The following is a 16,165-nucleotide window of genomic DNA, read 5'->3' on the forward strand; positions in this document are numbered from 1 at the left end:
GCATACTCGACAGGTGAGTACGCATCCCGAGATCCGAACCCTGCCCGTACCCGATGGCCTGGAAGGCGAGCGTGTCGACGCCGCCATTTCCCGCATGTTCGGTTTCTCCCGCACCAAGGCCGCAGAGCTGGCCGCCGCCGGGAAGGTACAGGTGGACGGTTCGGTGGCCGGGAAGTCCGAGCGGGTGCACGGCGGTGCCTGGCTGGAAGTGGAGATGCCGCAGGCTCCCGCGCCGGTCCAGATCGTCGCCGAACCCGTCGAGGGCATGGAGATCGTCCATGACGACGACGACATCGTCGTGATCATGAAGCCGGTCGGCGTCGCCGCGCACCCGAGCCCCGGCTGGACCGGCACCACCGTCATCGGCGGCCTCGCCGCCGCCGGGTACCGGATCTCCACCTCGGGCGCCGCCGAGCGCCAGGGCATCGTGCACCGGCTCGACGTCGGCACCTCGGGGCTGATGGTCGTCGCCAAGTCCGAGCGGGCCTACACGCTGCTGAAGGCCCAGTTCCGTGACCGGGTCGTCGAGAAGAAGTACCACGCACTGGTCCAGGGGCACCCGGACCCGATGAGCGGCACCATCGACGCCCCCATCGGGCGCCACCCCACCCACGACTACAAGTGGGCGGTCGTCGCGGAGGGCAAGCCGTCGGTCACGCACTACGACCTGATCGAGGCGTACCGCGCCGCCAGCCTCCTGGACATCAAGCTGGAGACCGGCCGTACGCATCAGATCCGGGTGCACATGTCCGCCCACCGGCACCCCTGTGTCGGTGACCTGACCTATGGCGCCGACCCGACGATGGCCAAGCGGCTCGGCCTGACCCGCCAGTGGCTGCACGCCGTCCGGCTCGGATTCGAGCACCCCTCCGACGGCCGCTGGGTGGAGTTCTCCAGCACCTACCCGGACGACCTCCAGCAGGCCCTGGACCGGATCGCGGCGGAGAGCGAATGACCGGCACACCACTCCCGTACACCACCCGCACCGCCGTCGGGGAGCAGGACCGCGCCGCCTGTTTCCAGATCCGCAAGGACGTCTTCGTCGGTGAGCAGAACGTGCCCGAGGAGATCGAGTACGACGCCTACGACGCGGACGCGGTGCACGTCATCGCCGTCGCGGCGGACGGCACGGCGCTCGGCACCGGGCGGCTGCTGCACGGCCCCGGCACCGAGGCGAAGACCGGCGGTGACCTCACGGTCGGCTCGCTCGGCCGGCTCGCGGTGGCCGGCGGGGCGCGCGGTCTCGGGGTCGGCGCGGCGCTGGTGCGGGCCATCGAGGCCGCGGGCCGCGAGCTGGGCCTGACCGCCGTCGACCTGCACGCCCAGACCCACGCGCTCGGCTTCTACGAGCGGCTCGGCTACGTCGCGTACGGCCCGGAGTTCCCGGACGCGGGCATCGCGCACCGGGCGATGCGCCGCACCCTGAACGACTAGAGGCCGCCTGCCGCCTGCCGCGGTCAGCCCGGCAGGCCCCACCTCGTCCAGGCCCCGTTCGACGGCACGTCGCGCGGGCCCGTCGTGCCCCGGCGGGGGCCCTTCGGGGTGATCAGCGCGGTGGAACCGCGCGGCAGGGCGACCGTGATCCGGCCCGGCCCGCTCTCCCGCCAGCGCAGCGGGCGGCCGCGGCTGTCCCGTACCTCGACCGGGCCCCGGAGCGAGTGGTCCAGGGTCAGCGGGGCGCCCGCCTCGCTGTGCACCCGCACCCAGCGCGTGGCACCGCCCGAGCGGTCGGCGTCCACGAGGAAGGCGCCCTGGGTGCGCAGGGAGGCGAACGACGCGTCGGCCCAGCGGTCCGAGACGGACGGGAAGACCTTCAGCACGCCCCCGTGTCCCTGCACCACCATGTCGAGCATCGACTGAGCGGCGGACAGCGGGCTCTCCAGCGCCAGGTTCTTGCCCTCCCGGTACATCGTGTTGACTGTCATTTGACAGTCCGCGACCACCTTCAGATCGGTGAAGAAGGCCAGGAAGTCGAGCGCCTTCTCCGGCTCGTCCATCACCGAGTACATCGAGGAAGCGGTCGCGTAGCTGTAGCCGTGCCACAACTCCCGCATCGAGACCCAGTGGTCCATGGAGCGCCGCATGACGGCACGGTCCCCGGCCCGGTCCCAGCTCCGTTCGCGCAGCGGGTACAGCCAGAGCAGGTGCGAGTGGTGGCGGTGCGAATCGGCCAGCGGGACGTCCTTGCCGATCATCACACCGGCCGCCGGGTCCTCGGCGTACGGGGTGAGGCGGCGCTCGATGTCCTGCCAGCGCGCGAGCCGGGGGTCGTTGTTCCGCAGCAGCTTCGAGGACGCGATGAGGGTGCGCACGCCCCAGCGGATGAGCGAGAGGTCGTACGTGCAGTCCTCGGCGTCGGCGTACTCGGGGGAGCGGGTCTCCAGCAGGTGCAGCCTGCCGTCCGGGCCCTCGTGCAGGAAGTGCGCGTAGAAGTTGACGGCCTTGGCGAGGACCGGGTGCACGACGTCGCGCAGGACGGACAGGTCCATCGAGTGCCGGTAGGACTGCCAGACGTTGTGCAGTGCCCAGATGAGGTTGCCGAAATTGTCGGAGACGTGGTCGGAGCCGGGGGCGCCGACGTCGTAGGTGTCGCCCGCGCGCAGCTGCCAGTCGGAGGGGTGGCCCAGCGCGTAGCTCTCGCCGTCGCGGTACGCGGCCGGGACGGAGGCCGGGAGGTTGTGCTCGAAGCGGCGGAACGTGCTGGTCACCGAGTCCAGTTCGGGGTGGTTGGAACCGTGGACCGGCGCCATGCCGATCTGGACGTTGAGATTCCACCAGACCGCCGTCCAGTTGTTGCCCACCTCGGGGAACCAGGGGCCCCACTCGGAGATCGTGGGACCCCCGGCCCTGGTCGAGGCGGCGAGCTTGTAGAGCTGGAGGACGTAGAAGCTCTGGAGCCGCTTGTCCGGTACGGAGAGGAAGCTGCGCCGGTAGTAGGCGTGCCACCAGCGGCGGTGACGGTCCACCAGCCGGTCCGGGGCCGTGGCCAGGGTGCGGTCCACGGCCCGCAGCGCGTCCGCCGTCGCCTGTGACACCCGGCCGGGGAAGCGGTACACCAGGTGGGCGGCGAGCAGCCGGCCGGTACCCTCGCGCCGCTCGCGCCAGGCGGTGGTCCAGCCGCCGCCGGCGAGCAGCGGCTGTTCGACGAAGCCGGCGCCGGTCCGGGGGTCCGGGTTGGGCGTGTAGTCCTCCGGCTTCCCGCTGTTGCGGGTGGTGGCGGCCCGCAGCCACTGGAAGGACCAGGCCGAGGACTCCTCGCCGGGGCTGGGCCGGGTGGAGACCAGCAGGGCGCCGGTGTCGTTCTGGACGAGGGCGGAGAAGGCCAGGGAGCCACGGGTGGTGGTGACGGTGCCGCGCAGCTCGGCGTCGTACGGGTCCAGGGTCCAGTCGACGCCGGTGATCTCCCCGGCCAGGGTCAGGGTGAAGTACCCGATGGGCAGCCGGGAGAAGCCGATGCCGCCGCGCCACTGGCCGCGCTGGTCCTGCACCTGGCTGTGGCTGAGCATCACCTTCAGCGTGTTGGCGGACTCGCCCGCGTACAGCTGGGCGCCGAGGTAGCCGTTGGCGAGGAACGGGGCCTCCTGCCAGCCGGCGGGGAGGGTGCGCCAGGTCATGGCGGCGTCCCGGGCGGTCTTCTCGTGGACGGTTTCCTCGTGGGCGTCGGGGCCCGGTCGGCCGGCGGGCGCGGCGCCGGGCGCCGCCCATCCGGTGGGGGAGCCGACGAGCCAGAACGCGGAGGTGCCGGCCGCGGCCGTGCCGACGAAATGCCTTCGGGAGAACGCGGTCACGTGGTCTCTCCTGCCAGTCATGTATGTGGTGAGAGTTCTCGTCCCTGAATGACGCACGCCGCATACTGCCCTTCCGCAGAGGGCGGCGGAAGGGGGTTGACGGCAGAAACATCGGAGGAATGATCGGCCAGGAGGGCTGTGCGGAGGGGGTGTTGTCGGGATTGCGTGCCTTGCATGGCAGGGTGGAACCCCGTATCGGCCGATCACCGAGGCCGGTTCGCCGCGCTCGGAAGGCACCTCGTGGACCAAATGGCCCTGCTGCTCCTGCTGTTGCTCGGCGCGGTGGTGACTGTGCCGCTGGGAGACAAGCTGGGGCTGCCCGCGCCGGTGCTGATGACGCTCGCGGGCGTCGGGATGGCCTTCCTCAGCTTCGTGCCGAATGTGGACATCCCGCCCGAGATCATTCTTCCCGCACTGCTTCCGCCGCTGCTGTACGCCTCCGTGCAGCGCACCTCCTGGCGGCAGTTCGCCGCCAATAAACGACCGATCTTTCTGCTGGCCGTGGCGCTGGTCTTCCTGACGACGGCGGCTGTCGCCGCGGTCGCCAACGCGATCGTCCCCGGCCTGCCCATCGCCGCCGCCGTCGCGCTCGGCGCGCTCGTCGCACCGCCCGACCCGGTCGCGGCGACCGCCGTCGCCGGTTCGGTCGGGCTGCCCCGCAGGCTCGTCTCCATCCTGGAGGGCGAGGGGCTGTTCAACGACGTGACCGCGATCGTGCTCTACCACGTGGCCATCGCGGCCGCGGTGAGCGGCACCTTCTCGCTCCCGGAGGCGTTCGGACTGCTGATCCTGTCCGCCGTCGTCGCGGTGGCGGTGGGCGTCGCGCTCGGCTGGCTCACCATCAAGCTCATGGGCCTGCTCGGCGATGCGACGCTCCAGGTCGGACTCACCCTGCTGGTGCCGTTCGTCAGCTACGTGCTCGCCGAGGAGCTGATGGGCTCGGGCGTCCTCGCCGTCCTCACCACCGCGCTCTTCCTCGCCGAGCACACCGCCGACGCCGACGACGTGCTCGGCCGGCTCACCGGCCGCACCTTCTGGGAGATCGTCGACACCCTCGTCACCGGTGTCGCCTTCGGACTGATCGGCCTCGAACTGCACAACGTCTTCGGCACGGCCGACGGGCGTGAACTGCAGATGGCCGGCTGGGCGCTGGCCGTCGTCGCGGTCGTCGTCGGTGTCCGGCTGTTCTATCTGCTGCCGGCGACCTGGCTGGCCAAGCGGCTGCACACCCGACGCGACGTCAGCGAGGAGATCCCCACCGGCTGGCGGGAGACCGTCGTCATGTGGTGGGCCGGGATGCGCGGGGTGGCGTCGGTCGCGCTGGCCCTCGCGATCCCGCTGAAGACGGACGACGGAAAGCCGTTCCCGGGCCGCGACGAGATCGTCTTCATCGCCTTCGCCGTGATCATGGTCACCCTGGTCTTCCAGGGCCTGACCCTGCCGTGGCTGGTGCGCAAGCTGCGGGTCAAGGCGGACACCGACGCCGAGGAGGCACTGGAGAAGGACCTCGCGATCCGGGCCGCCAGGGCCGCCAGACAGCGCCTCAAGGAGATCCAGGAGGTCGAGGAGTTCCCCGAGGACGTCGTGGAACGGCTCCAGCGCCTCGCCTACGACGTGGGGGCCCGGATCAGCCCCGACATGGTCGATGACGAGCGCCGCGAGGCGTACGCGAAACGCACCGAGCGGTTCAAGGCCGTCAGCCGCATCCAGCGCGAGATGATGTCGGCCGCCCGCCACGCGGTGCTCGCCGCGCGCAGCGAGGCCGGGGCCGACCCCGAGATCGTCGACCGGGTGCTGCGCCAGCTGGACGTGCGCAGCCTGCGCTGACCCGCGCCCGGGGCGGACCGGTCAGCCGCGCCCGGTCCGCGGCGCCCTGTCCCGGGCCGCGGTCTTCCCGTTCGGGTGGGTCGTGACCGGCCACCCGTCCTCCGGCGGCAGCGCCGCGGGCGCCGTCGCGATGCGCGGCAGGGCGTACGGGTGGTGATCGCTCAGCCAGCCGATCAGCTGCTCCCGGACCGCGCAGCGCACCGTCCAGATGTCGTCCGCGTCCTTGGCCGTGACCACCGCGCGCACCACCACGGTCGACGGGGTGGTGTCGGTGACGGCCAGCGACCAGTTCCGGCCGTCCCACGCGGCGCACTCGCCCAGGATGTCCCGCAGCTGCTCACGCATCGCGGCGACCGGCGCCGAGTGGTCCAGGTGGAAGAAGACCGAACCGGTCATCTGGGCCCCGCCGCGCGACCAGTTCTCGAAGGGCTGGCTGGTGAAGTACGAGACCGGCATCGTGATCCGCCGCTCGTCCCAGGTCCGTACCGCGAGGAAGGTCAGGGTGATCTCCTCGATCGTGCCCCACTCCTCGTCCACCACCACCGTGTCCCCGATGCGCACCATGTCGCCGAAGGCGATCTGCAGGCCCGCGAAGAGGTTGCCGAGCGTGGACTGGGCGGCGACACCGGCGACGATGCCGAGCACACCGGCAGAGGCCAGCATCGAGGTTCCCACCGTGCGCATGGCAGGGAACGTCAGCAGCATCGCGGCGACCGCGATCGTCGTCACGACCGCGGTGACCACCCGCTGGATCAGCGTCACCTGCGTCCGGACCCGCCGCACCCGCGCCGGGTCCCGGGTGTTCGCCGCGTAGCGCGCGTACACCGAGTCCACCACCGCGATGGCGATGCGCAGTACCAGCCAGGCCGAGGCGCCGATCATCACCAGCGTCAGCGCCTGGCCGATGCCCCTGCGGTGGTCGGTGATCAGGTCGAGCCCGGTGTGGGTGTAGCCGGCCCGCAGCAGCGCGGTGCACAACGTGAGCTGGAACGGTATGCCGCAGCGGCGCAGCAGACCCCACAACGGGGTTTCGTGATGGCGCCCGTCGGCCCGTCTGAGCAGCAGGTCCACCAGCCAGCCGACCAGCAGCGCGATCGCTACCGAACCGCCGATGGTGATCAGCGGACGCAGTAGGTTCTCCATCCTGTCGCTCTCCAAGCTTTCGATGGTAAATGGCACCATGGGCCTCATGAACATCATGCTTTTCCACTCGGCGTACGGTCTGCGCCCCTCGGTGCATGCGGCCGCCGACCGGCTGCGCGCAGCCGGGCACGAGGTGCGGGTGCCCGATATCTTCGCGGGGCACACCTTCGAAACCGTCGAGGAAGGACTGGCCTTCCAGCAGGAGACGGGCAAGGAGGAGCTGCTCAAGCGGGCCGTGCTGGCCGCCGCGCCCTACTCCGACTCCGGGCTGGTCTACGCCGGCTTCTCGTTCGGCGCGTCCGTCGCCCAGACGCTGGCGCTCGGGGACGCGAAGGCGCGCGGGCTGCTGATGTTCCACGGTACGTCGGACATCGCCGAGAGCGCCTCGGTGGACGAGCTGCCGGTGCAGCTGCATGTCGCGGACCCGGACCCGTACGAGACGCACGACTGGCTGAACTCGTGGTACCTCCAGATGCGGCGGACCGGCGCCGACGTCGAGATCTACCGCTACCCCGGCGCGGGTCACCTGTTCACCGACGCCGAGCTGCCGGACTTCGACCAGGCCTCCGCCGAGCTGGCCTGGAAGGTCGCGATCGGCTTCCTCGCCACGCTGTGACGAGCACGCTGTGACGTGCGCGCCGTGACGTGCGCGCTGTGACGAGCACGCCGTAGATACCCCGAAGGGCCCCGCGCGGAACACTGCGCGGGGCCCTTCTGCGGTGCGGACCGGGGTGCGGATCGCGGGGCGGGTCAGCCCTTCAGCGCCGCGGTGATCGCGGTGTTGAAGTCCGCCACGGTCATCGGCGCGTTCTTGTTGTCCGCGCCGGTCAGCGTCTTGCCGTCCATCTTGAGCGTCGGGGTGCCCTGGACGCCGCTCTTGTCGAAGGCCGCGGACATCTTCATCGCCCAGGTGTCGAACTTGCCGTCCTTGACGTTCTTCTCGAACCCGCTGTTGTCCTTCAGCGCGTCCACCGTGCCGGCGACCTTGAGCAGGTACGAGTCGTCCTTGAACTTGTCCTCGGTCTCCGAGGGGTGGTACTTCGCCGAGTAGAGCGCGTACTTGTAGTCGAGGAAGGCCTCGGGGCTCACGTCGAGGGCCGCGCCCAGCGCGCTCAGCGCGTTCTTCGAGCCCTCGCCGTTGTCGCTGTTGTCGATGAACGTGGCACCGACGTACTTGACCTTGTACTTGCCGGCGTCGACGTCCTTGTGGACGGTCTCACCGACCGTCTGCTCGAACGTGGCGCAGATCGGGCAGCGGGAGTCCTCGTACAGCTCCAGGGTCTTCTTGGCGGTCGACTTGCCGACGACGACGGTCGTGCCGTCCTTGCCCGAGGTGTTCTTCGGCACGGTGACGTTCTTCGCGTCGGCCACGTCGTCCCAGTGGTCCGGCTTGTTCAGCTGCATCACGCCGTAGCTGACGCCCGCGGCGATCGCGAGGACGGCGACGATCGAGACGCCTACGACGACCTGCCGGCGGGTCTTGTCCTTCTTGGCCTGGCGCTCGCGCTCGGCGCGCAGCCGCTCGCGGGCGGCGGACTTGTTGGCGTGGCTGTTGCGGTTGCTCATGGTCTGTTCTCCGTGGGATGCGTGGTCGTGCGCGGTCGGGGACTCGTGCTCAGGCGGTGGCGCAGGCCGAGCGCGGCGGTCCCCTCCGTCCCACGGAGTGCACGAGGAGGCGGGCCGGCGCGTGCGCGTGCGGGCCACGCGGCGCGGGCCGGACCGGGCGGCGCACCCGGTGACGGGCCGTGCCCGCCACGGCGACCGCGACCAGCAGCGGCCGGAACGCCAGCAGCGCGAACGCGCCCAGCAGACCGGCCAGCGCCAGCTCACCGCGGTGCAGCCAGGCCGCCGCGAGCAGCCCGACGGTGACATGGGCGGCCAGCAGCAGCCACGGCACCAGGGGGCCCGGGGAGGCGAGCAGCGCAGCGGCGCCGTGCCCGGAACCGGCCACGGAGGAGAGCGGGGCGCCCATCCCGCCGACGCCGGCGAACGCCGTCGTGCCCGCGCCGACGTCACCGCCGCCGCAGAACACATCGACACCCACCGAACGCAGCGGACCGGTGATCGGGCCGCCCGCGGCGCCGTAACAGAGGTGCTGACCGGTGGTGAAGACGGTGTCGGCGGCCAGCTCCAGCGGCACCAGCAGCCCGGCGATGGCCCCGAAGCCACGCTCCCGGCCGGCCAGCGCGTACGCGACGGCGAAGACCCCGCCGGCCAGTACCGCCAGCAGCGGCAGCGGCAGCGGGACCTGGGAGAGCAGCACGTGGGACGCAGCCGACAGCGTCACGACGAGCGCCGTGAAGAGCGCCGCGCGCACGACTCTGAGCTGCGTCCCGGATATGTCCATCGTCCAGGAGTGTCGCATGCCAACCTGTAAACGAGCCCTAAAGCCGCTGCCCTCTTGTGCTCACAGCCCCGGGATCCGGCCGTTGCGGAACAGGTCCACGAAGATCTGGTGGTCGGCGCGCGCCCGTGCGCCGTAGCTGTGGGCGAAGTCCACCAGCAGCTCCCCGAAGCCCTCCTCGTCCGCCGCGATCGCCGCGTCGATCGCCCGCTCGGTGGAGAAGGGCACCAGCGAGTGGCCGCTCTCGTCGTCCGCCGCGGAGTGCATCGTCGCCGTCGCCCGGCCGAGGTCGGCCACCACCGCCGCGATCTCGTCGGGCTCGTCGATCTCGGACCAGTCCAGATCGACCGCGTACGGCGAGACCTCGGCGACCAGCTGTCCCGAGCCGTCCAGCTCGGTCCAGCCCAGCCACGGGTCGGCGTGCGCCTGGAGGGCCCGCTGCGAGATCACCGTGCGGTGCCCCTCGTGCTGGAAGTACTCCCGCACGGCGGCGTCCGTGATGTGCCGGGAGACCGCGGGGGTCTGCGCCTGCTTGAGGTAGATCACCACATCGTTCTCCAGGGCGTCGCTGTTGCCCTCCAGAAGGATGTTGTACGAGGGCAGCCCGGCTGAACCGATGCCGATCCCGCGTCTGCCGACGACGTCCTTCACCCGGTAGGAGTCGGGCCGGGTCAGGCTCGACTCCGGCAGCGTCTCCAGATAGCCGTCGAACGCCGCGAGGACCTTGTAGCGCGTCGCCGCGTCCAGGTCGATCGCGCCGCCGCCGTCCGCGAAGCGGCGCTCGAAGTCACGGATCTCGGTCATCGAGTCCAGCAGCGAGAACCGGGTCAGCGCGCGGGCGGCGCGCAGGGCGCCCAGCAGCGGCCCCTCCGCGGTGTCCAGCGTGAAGGGCGGCACCTCGTCGTTCTTCGCGCCCGTGGCCAGCGCGTGGATCCGCTCGCGGTAGGCCGCGGCGTAGACCCGGACGAGCTCGGTGATCTGCTCGTCGCTCAGCGCCTTCGCGTAGCCGATCAGGGCGACCGAGGCGGCGAAGCGCTTGAGGTCCCAGGTGAACGGGCCCACATAGGCCTCGTCGAAGTCGTTCACGTTGAAGACCAGCCGGCCGTTGGCGTCCATGTACGTGCCGAAGTTCTCCGCGTGCAGATCGCCGTGGATCCACACCCGGCCGGTGCGGTCGTCGAGATACGGGCCGCCGTGCCGCTCCCGCTCCAGATCGCCGTAGAACAGGCACGCCGTGCCCCGGTAGAAGGCGAAGGCCGAGCCCGCCATCTTGCGGAACTTGACCCGGAAGGCAGCCGGATCGGCGGCCAGCAGCTCACCGAAGGCGGTGTCGAAGACCTCAAGGATCTGCTCCCCGCGCTGCGCCGCGCCGGTCTGCGTTTCCGACATCTCTGGGTGCCTCCTGGTACCTGGGCGTGCGTGACGAAGTACGCGAAAAACGGGACGGGCGTCCCAGCTCTTCCAACGCGCGAACGTATCCCGGAGTGCCCGTCACTCGTGACCCGGGAGACGTAGACTTCCACGCTGTCCCCCCAGCCGACATTCGCAGTTTCCCCGGAGGCACAGCGCCGTGACCAAGCCGCCTTTCACGCACCTTCACGTCCACACCCAGTACTCGCTGCTGGACGGTGCCGCGCGGCTCAAGGACATGTTCGAGGCGGCGAACACGATGGGCATGTCGCACATCGCGATGACCGACCACGGCAACCTGCACGGCGCCTACGACTTCTTCCATTCGGCCAAGAAGGCGAATGTGACACCGATCATCGGGATCGAGGCGTACGTCGCCCCGGAGTCGCGCAAGCACAAGCGGAAGATCCAGTGGGGCCAGCCGCACCAGAAGCGCGACGACGTCTCCGGCTCCGGTGGTTACACCCACAAGACGATCTGGGCGTCCAACGCCAAGGGCCTGCACAACCTCTTCAAGCTGTCCTCCGACGCCTACGCCGAGGGCTGGCTGCAGAAGTGGCCGAGGATGGACAAGGAGACGATCTCCCAGTGGTCGGAGGGACTGATCGCCTCCACCGGCTGCCCCTCGGGTGAGGTGCAGACCCGGCTCCGGCTCGGACAGTTCGACGAGGCGGTGCAGGCTGCCTCCGACTACAAGGACATCTTCGGCGAGGGCAGGTACTTCCTGGAGCTGATGGACCACGGCATCGAGATCGAGCGCCGGGTCCGCGACGGGCTGCTCGAAATCGGCCGCAAGCTCGACATCCCGCCCCTGGTCACGAACGACTCGCACTACACCTACGCCAACGAGGCGACCGCGCACGACGCGCTGCTGTGCATCCAGACCGGCAAGAACCTCTCCGACCCGGACCGCTTCCGCTTCGACGGCACCGGCTACTACCTGAAGACGACGGACGAGATGTACGCCGTCGACTCCTCGGACGCCTGGCAGCAGGGCTGCGCCAACACCCTGCTGGTCGCGCAGCAGATCGACACCACCGGGATGTTCGAGAAGCGCGACCTGATGCCGAAGTTCGACATCCCCGAGGGCTTCACGGAGATCACCTGGTTCCAGGAGGAGGTCCGGGTCGGGATGAACCGGCGCTTCCCCGCCGGTGTCCCGGAGGACCGGCAGAAGCAGGTCGAGTACGAGATGGACATCATCATCCAGATGGGGTTCCCGGGGTACTTCCTGGTCGTCGCGGACTTCATCATGTGGGCGAAGAACAACGGCATCGCGGTCGGCCCCGGCCGCGGTTCCGCCGCCGGATCGATCGTCTCGTACGCGATGGGCATCACCGACCTCGACCCGATCGAGCACGGGCTGATCTTCGAGCGGTTCCTCAACCCCGAGCGCGTCTCCATGCCCGACGTCGACATCGACTTCGACGAGCGCAGGCGCGTCGAGGTGATCAGGTACGTGACCGAGAAGTACGGCGCCGACAAGGTCGCCATGATCGGCACCTACGGCAAGATCAAGGCCAAGAACGCGATCAAGGACTCCGCCCGCGTCCTCGGCTACCCCTACGCGATGGGCGACCGCCTCACCAAGGCCATGCCCGCCGACGTCCTCGGCAAGGGCATCGACCTCAACGGCATCACCGACCCCAAGCACCCGCGCTACAGCGAGGCGGGCGAGATCCGGGGGATGTACGAGAACGAGCCGGACGTCCAGAAGGTCATCGACACCGCCAAGGGCGTCGAGGGCCTGGTCCGGCAGATGGGCGTGCACGCCGCGGGCGTCATCATGTCCAGCGAGCCGATCGTCGACCACGCGCCGATCTGGGTGCGGCACACCGACGGCGTGACGATCACCCAGTGGGACTACCCGCAGTGCGAGTCGCTCGGCCTGCTCAAGATGGACTTCCTGGGCCTGCGCAACCTGACGATCATGGACGACGCCATCAAGATGGTGAAGGCCAACAAGGGCATCGACCTGGAGATGCTGGCGCTGCCGCTGGACGACCCCAAGACGTACGAGCTGCTCTGCCGCGGCGACACGCTCGGGGTGTTCCAGTTCGACGGCGGGCCGATGCGCTCCCTGCTGCGCCAGATGCAGCCCGACAACTTCGAGGACATCTCCGCCGTCTCGGCCCTGTACCGGCCGGGCCCGATGGGCATGAACTCGCACACGAACTACGCCGAGCGCAAGAACGGCCGCCAGGAGATCACTCCGATCCACCCGGAGCTGGAGGAGCCGCTCAAGGAGGTCCTCGGCCTCACCTACGGCCTGATCGTCTACCAGGAGCAGGTCCAGAAGGCCGCCCAGATCGTCGCCGGGTACTCGCTCGGCGAGGCCGACATCCTGCGCCGCGTGATGGGCAAGAAGAAGGCCGACGAGCTGGCGAAGAACTTCGTCCTGTTCGAGGCCGGTGCCAAGAAGAACGGCTTCTCCGACGCCGCGATCAAGGCCCTGTGGGACGTGCTGGTGCCGTTCGCCGGATACGCCTTCAACAAGGCGCACTCCTCCGCGTACGGCCTGGTCACCTACTGGACCGGCTATCTGAAGGCCAACTACCCCGCCGAGTACATGGCGGCGCTGCTGACCTCGGTCAAGGACGACAAGGACAAGTCGGCCGTCTACCTCAACGAGTGCCGCCGCATGGGCATCAAGGTGCTCCCGCCGAACGTCAACGAATCGGAGTCGAACTTCGCCGCCCAGGGCGACGACGTCATCCTGTTCGGGCTGACGGCCATCCGCAACGTCGGCCAGAACGTCGTCGACTCGATCATCCGGTGCCGCAAGACGAAGGGGAAGTACAGCAGCTTCCCCGACTTCCTCGACAAGGTCGAGGCGGTCGTCTGCAACAAGCGGACCGTGGAGTCCCTCATCAAGGCCGGCGCCTTCGACGAGATGGGCCACACCCGCAAGGGGCTCGTCGCCCACCACGAACCCATGATCGACAACGTGGTGCAGGTCAAGCGCAAGGAGGCCGAGGGCCAGTTCGACCTCTTCGGCGGCGGCGAGGAGGACAGCGGCGAGCCGGGCTTCGGGCTCGACGTGGAGTTCTCCGACATCGAGTGGGAGAAGTCCTACCTGCTGGCCCAGGAGCGCGAGATGCTCGGGCTGTACGTCTCCGACCACCCGCTCTTCGGCATCGAGCACGTGCTGAGCGACAAGTCCGACGCCGCGATCTCGCAGCTCACCGGCGGAGAGCACAGCGACGGCGCGATCGTCACCATCGGCGGCATCATCTCCGGCCTCCAGCGCAAGATGACCAAGCAGGGCAACGCCTGGGCCATCGCGACCGTCGAGGACCTGGCCGGTTCCATCGAGTGCATGTTCTTCCCCGCCACCTACCAGCTGGTCTCCACCCAGCTCGTCGAGGACACCGTCGTCTTCGTCAAGGGACGGCTCGACAAGCGGGAGGACGTGCCCCGGCTCGTCGCCATGGAGATGCAGGTCCCCGACATCTCGAACGCGGGCACCAACGCCCCCGTGGTGCTGACCATCCCCACGGTCAAGATCACCCCGCCCATGGTCAGCCGGCTCGGCGAGGTGCTCAACAGCCACCGCGGCGACACCGAGGTGCGGATCAGGCTCCAGGGCCCCCGCACGACCACGGTGCTCCGGCTCGACCGGCACCGGGTGAAGGCCGACCCGGCGCTCTTCGGAGACCTGAAGGTGCTGCTCGGCCCGTCCTGCCTGGCCGGCTGAGCCGCCGGACCGTCACACACGCACGGGAGGGGCGCCCCGCGAAAGCGGGAGCGCCCCTCCCGGCTACCGGCCTGGGGCCGTACCGGAGAAGTCCGGTCAGTTGTGGCCGAAGCGCCGCTGATGCTTACGCGCAACATCGGCAGGGCTGCCCTGGGACTGGGACTGAGGCTGGTTCTGCGCCTCGAAAGCCGTGGAACGTGCCTCCTGCGCACCGCGCTCCGACTCGGTAGCGCGGTCCTGCTGGCTGCCCTGCTTGCGGTTCTTGTTCTTGGCCATGGTGTTCCTCCTTGGGGGGACTCTCTCGGGGCCAGGACCGCTGTCAGATTCACATAATCGGATAAAAGCCGCATGTTGGATCATTACCGTGCGTAGCGAGGGGGTATGATGCGCCGTTTTCCGGATCCGCCACGCCGATGATCGAGTTCCACCCGTTAACCCCCGCGTGGTCGGGCAGACTCGAAGAAAACCCCTGACCTGAGTGGACCCGTTCCCGAATTCCTGGAAGAGGGTGGAACGCGTGGACCGTTGCGTCGTCCTGGTGGACGCCGGATACCTGCTGGGCGCGGCCGCCAGCCTGCTGGCCGGAGAGCCCGCCCGGTCCCGCATCACCGTCGACCACGCCGCCCTGATCCAGGGGCTGAGGGAGCGGGCGGAGGCCGATACGGAACAGCCGCTGCTGCGGATCTACTGGTTCGACGGGGCCCCCGACCGCGTACCGCAGCCCGAACACCGCAGGCTGCGCGTCATGCCACGGGTGACGGTGCGACTGGGGGCACTCACCCGCAGTGACGGGCGCTGGGCGCAGAAGGGCGTCGACGCGGCGATGCACGCGGAGCTCACCGAACTCGCGCGCAACCGCGCCTGCTCCGACGTGGTGCTGGTGACCGGCGACGGCGATCTGCTGCCCGGACTGATGTCCGCCAAGGAACACGGCGTGGCCGTCCACCTCTGGGCGGTCCAGGCCGCCGACGGCGACTACAACCAGTCCGAGGACCTCGTCGCGGAGGCCGACGAGCGGCGCGTGCTCGACCGGGCCTGGATCACCCGCGCCGTACGCGCCAAGGAGACCGGCGGCCCGTGCGCGCCGCCGCCCGCCGCGCGGAACTCCGAGATCGCCGCGATCCTCTCCGCCCCGCTGCCCGAGGCCGCCCTCGCGGCCTCCGCGGAGCGGGCCACGGAGGCCCGGGCGGAGACCGCCCGCACCGGCCCGCCGGAGCCGTCGGAGGAGGCCGCCCCGCACGCCCCGCACAGCCACCCGGGCCGCGGCGTCCCCACCCCGAAGGACCTGGCCGGCACCCTGCGCGGCCCCGGCGCCCAGCCCGTCCAGCAGCCCGCCCCGCCGCCCGCCAACGCCACCCTGCGCTGGTCCTCCGACCGGGGCTGGGTGGAGCGCGGCGGCCCCCTCGGTGAGCCCCCGGAGACCGCGTCCCTCCCGACGCTGGCCCAGATCACCAGCGCGGAGCAGCGCTGGGCGGACCGCGAGGAGGACATCACCACGGTCGGCGGCGACCCCTTCGAGGTGGGGCAGGTCTTCGCCCGGCGCTGGATGGAACGGCTGCCGGAGAACCTCCACCTCCAGAAGCTGTCCACCATGTACCCCCGCGTCCCGCACCGCATCGACGGCGAACTGCTCCGGTACGCCGCCCGGTTCGGGCTGCTCGCGCACAAGGACGACCAGATCGACGAGCACGACCGGTACGCGATCAGGGCGGGGTTCTGGCGCGAGATCGACGTACGGGCAGCCGCGGAGCACGCGCCACCGCTGCCCGAGAAGCACGCTCCGCCGGCGGCCCGCGCGGAGAAAGCGGCACCGGCCGGAGACTGAGACCACTTCGCGGGCCGGGGCGCTCAACCCTTCCGTGCATTGCCGCGTTGATGTCCCGCCGGCGCGGCCCCGGGCGTCATGGGGGCGCCCGGACCCCGTACTCTCGTACCTCGTGAGTACGGGCACAGCAC

At 70.1% G+C, this 16,165-nt stretch carries 12 protein-coding genes; 6 read left to right on the plus strand and 6 right to left on the minus strand.

The window, feature by feature from the left end; translation table 11 throughout:
• The first annotated feature begins 13 nt into the window (after positions 1 to 13).
• Together ACIP89_RS05195 and ACIP89_RS05200 are read left to right on the plus strand one after the other, a co-directional pair.
• On the plus strand, positions 14 to 955 hold the full coding sequence (locus ACIP89_RS05195; RefSeq protein WP_073735516.1) for an RluA family pseudouridine synthase: 942 nt from the start codon (positions 14 to 16) through the stop codon (positions 953 to 955).
• The gene (locus tag ACIP89_RS05200) at positions 952 to 1,434 is read left to right on the plus strand and encodes a GNAT family N-acetyltransferase (RefSeq protein ID WP_402113072.1); all 483 of its coding nucleotides are present in this window, start codon (positions 952 to 954) and stop codon (positions 1,432 to 1,434) included. Before ACIP89_RS05195 ends, ACIP89_RS05200 begins: the two co-directional genes overlap by 4 nt.
• 23 nt (positions 1,435 to 1,457) lie before the next feature.
• On the opposite strand, the gene ACIP89_RS05205 is transcribed toward ACIP89_RS05200, so the two are convergent.
• A complete protein-coding gene (locus ACIP89_RS05205) occupies positions 1,458 to 3,788 on the minus strand; it encodes a glycosyl hydrolase family 95 catalytic domain-containing protein (RefSeq protein WP_402113074.1) in 2,331 nt (776 codons plus the stop codon).
• 240 nt (positions 3,789 to 4,028) lie between these two features.
• Between ACIP89_RS05205 and ACIP89_RS05210 the strand changes: the two genes are divergently transcribed.
• Positions 4,029 to 5,615: a Na+/H+ antiporter gene (locus tag ACIP89_RS05210; RefSeq protein ID WP_401922958.1), complete on the plus strand. Its 1,587-nt coding sequence runs from the start codon at positions 4,029 to 4,031 to the stop codon at positions 5,613 to 5,615.
• 21 nt (positions 5,616 to 5,636) lie between these two features.
• On the opposite strand, the gene ACIP89_RS05215 is transcribed toward ACIP89_RS05210, so the two are convergent.
• Positions 5,637 to 6,758 carry a mechanosensitive ion channel family protein gene (locus tag ACIP89_RS05215; protein WP_401923710.1) on the minus strand — a complete coding sequence of 374 codons (1,122 nt, stop codon included), beginning with the start codon at positions 6,756 to 6,758 and terminating at the stop codon, positions 5,637 to 5,639.
• Between the two features lie 37 nt (positions 6,759 to 6,795).
• On the opposite strand from ACIP89_RS05215, the gene ACIP89_RS05220 reads away from it, so the two are divergent.
• The gene (locus tag ACIP89_RS05220; protein WP_401922961.1) at positions 6,796 to 7,374 is read left to right on the plus strand and encodes a dienelactone hydrolase family protein; all 579 of its coding nucleotides are present in this window, start codon (positions 6,796 to 6,798) and stop codon (positions 7,372 to 7,374) included.
• A gap of 134 nt (positions 7,375 to 7,508) precedes the next feature.
• On the opposite strand, the gene ACIP89_RS05225 is transcribed toward ACIP89_RS05220, so the two are convergent.
• The 3 genes from ACIP89_RS05225 to ACIP89_RS05235 are packed head-to-tail and all read right to left on the minus strand — an operon-like array spanning position 7,509 to position 10,491.
• Entirely contained in the window at positions 7,509 to 8,324 is an 816-nt protein-coding gene (locus ACIP89_RS05225) for a DsbA family protein (RefSeq protein WP_401925497.1), read from the minus strand.
• Positions 8,325 to 8,373: 49 nt separating this feature from the next.
• Complete coding sequence (locus tag ACIP89_RS05230) at positions 8,374 to 9,105, minus strand: hypothetical protein (RefSeq protein WP_401923713.1); 732 nt, start codon at positions 9,103 to 9,105, stop codon at positions 8,374 to 8,376.
• A 60-nt stretch (positions 9,106 to 9,165) separates the two neighbouring features.
• Positions 9,166 to 10,491 (minus strand): DUF2252 domain-containing protein, encoded by a 1,326-nt coding sequence (locus ACIP89_RS05235; RefSeq protein WP_402113077.1) that lies wholly within the window; start codon positions 10,489 to 10,491, stop codon positions 9,166 to 9,168.
• Positions 10,492 to 10,672: 181 nt separating this feature from the next.
• On the opposite strand from ACIP89_RS05235, the gene dnaE reads away from it, so the two are divergent.
• Positions 10,673 to 14,209: a DNA polymerase III subunit alpha gene (gene dnaE, locus ACIP89_RS05240; protein ID WP_402113079.1), complete on the plus strand. Its 3,537-nt coding sequence runs from the start codon at positions 10,673 to 10,675 to the stop codon at positions 14,207 to 14,209.
• Positions 14,210 to 14,305: 96 nt separating this feature from the next.
• Here the strand turns inward: dnaE and ACIP89_RS05245 are convergent, their stop codons facing one another.
• On the minus strand, positions 14,306 to 14,485 hold the full coding sequence (locus ACIP89_RS05245) for a hypothetical protein (RefSeq protein WP_401922969.1): 180 nt from the start codon (positions 14,483 to 14,485) through the stop codon (positions 14,306 to 14,308).
• Positions 14,486 to 14,717: 232 nt separating this feature from the next.
• Here ACIP89_RS05245 and ACIP89_RS05250 point away from each other — a divergent pair, with 232 nt between their 5' ends.
• Positions 14,718 to 16,034, plus strand: a complete 1,317-nt coding sequence (locus ACIP89_RS05250; RefSeq protein WP_401922972.1) for an NYN domain-containing protein — start codon at positions 14,718 to 14,720, stop codon at positions 16,032 to 16,034.
• Positions 16,035 to 16,165 lie beyond the last annotated feature (131 nt).

Source organism: Streptomyces sp. NPDC088730 (assembly GCF_044751215.1).
Taxonomy (GTDB): Bacteria; Actinomycetota; Actinomycetes; order Streptomycetales; family Streptomycetaceae; genus Streptomyces.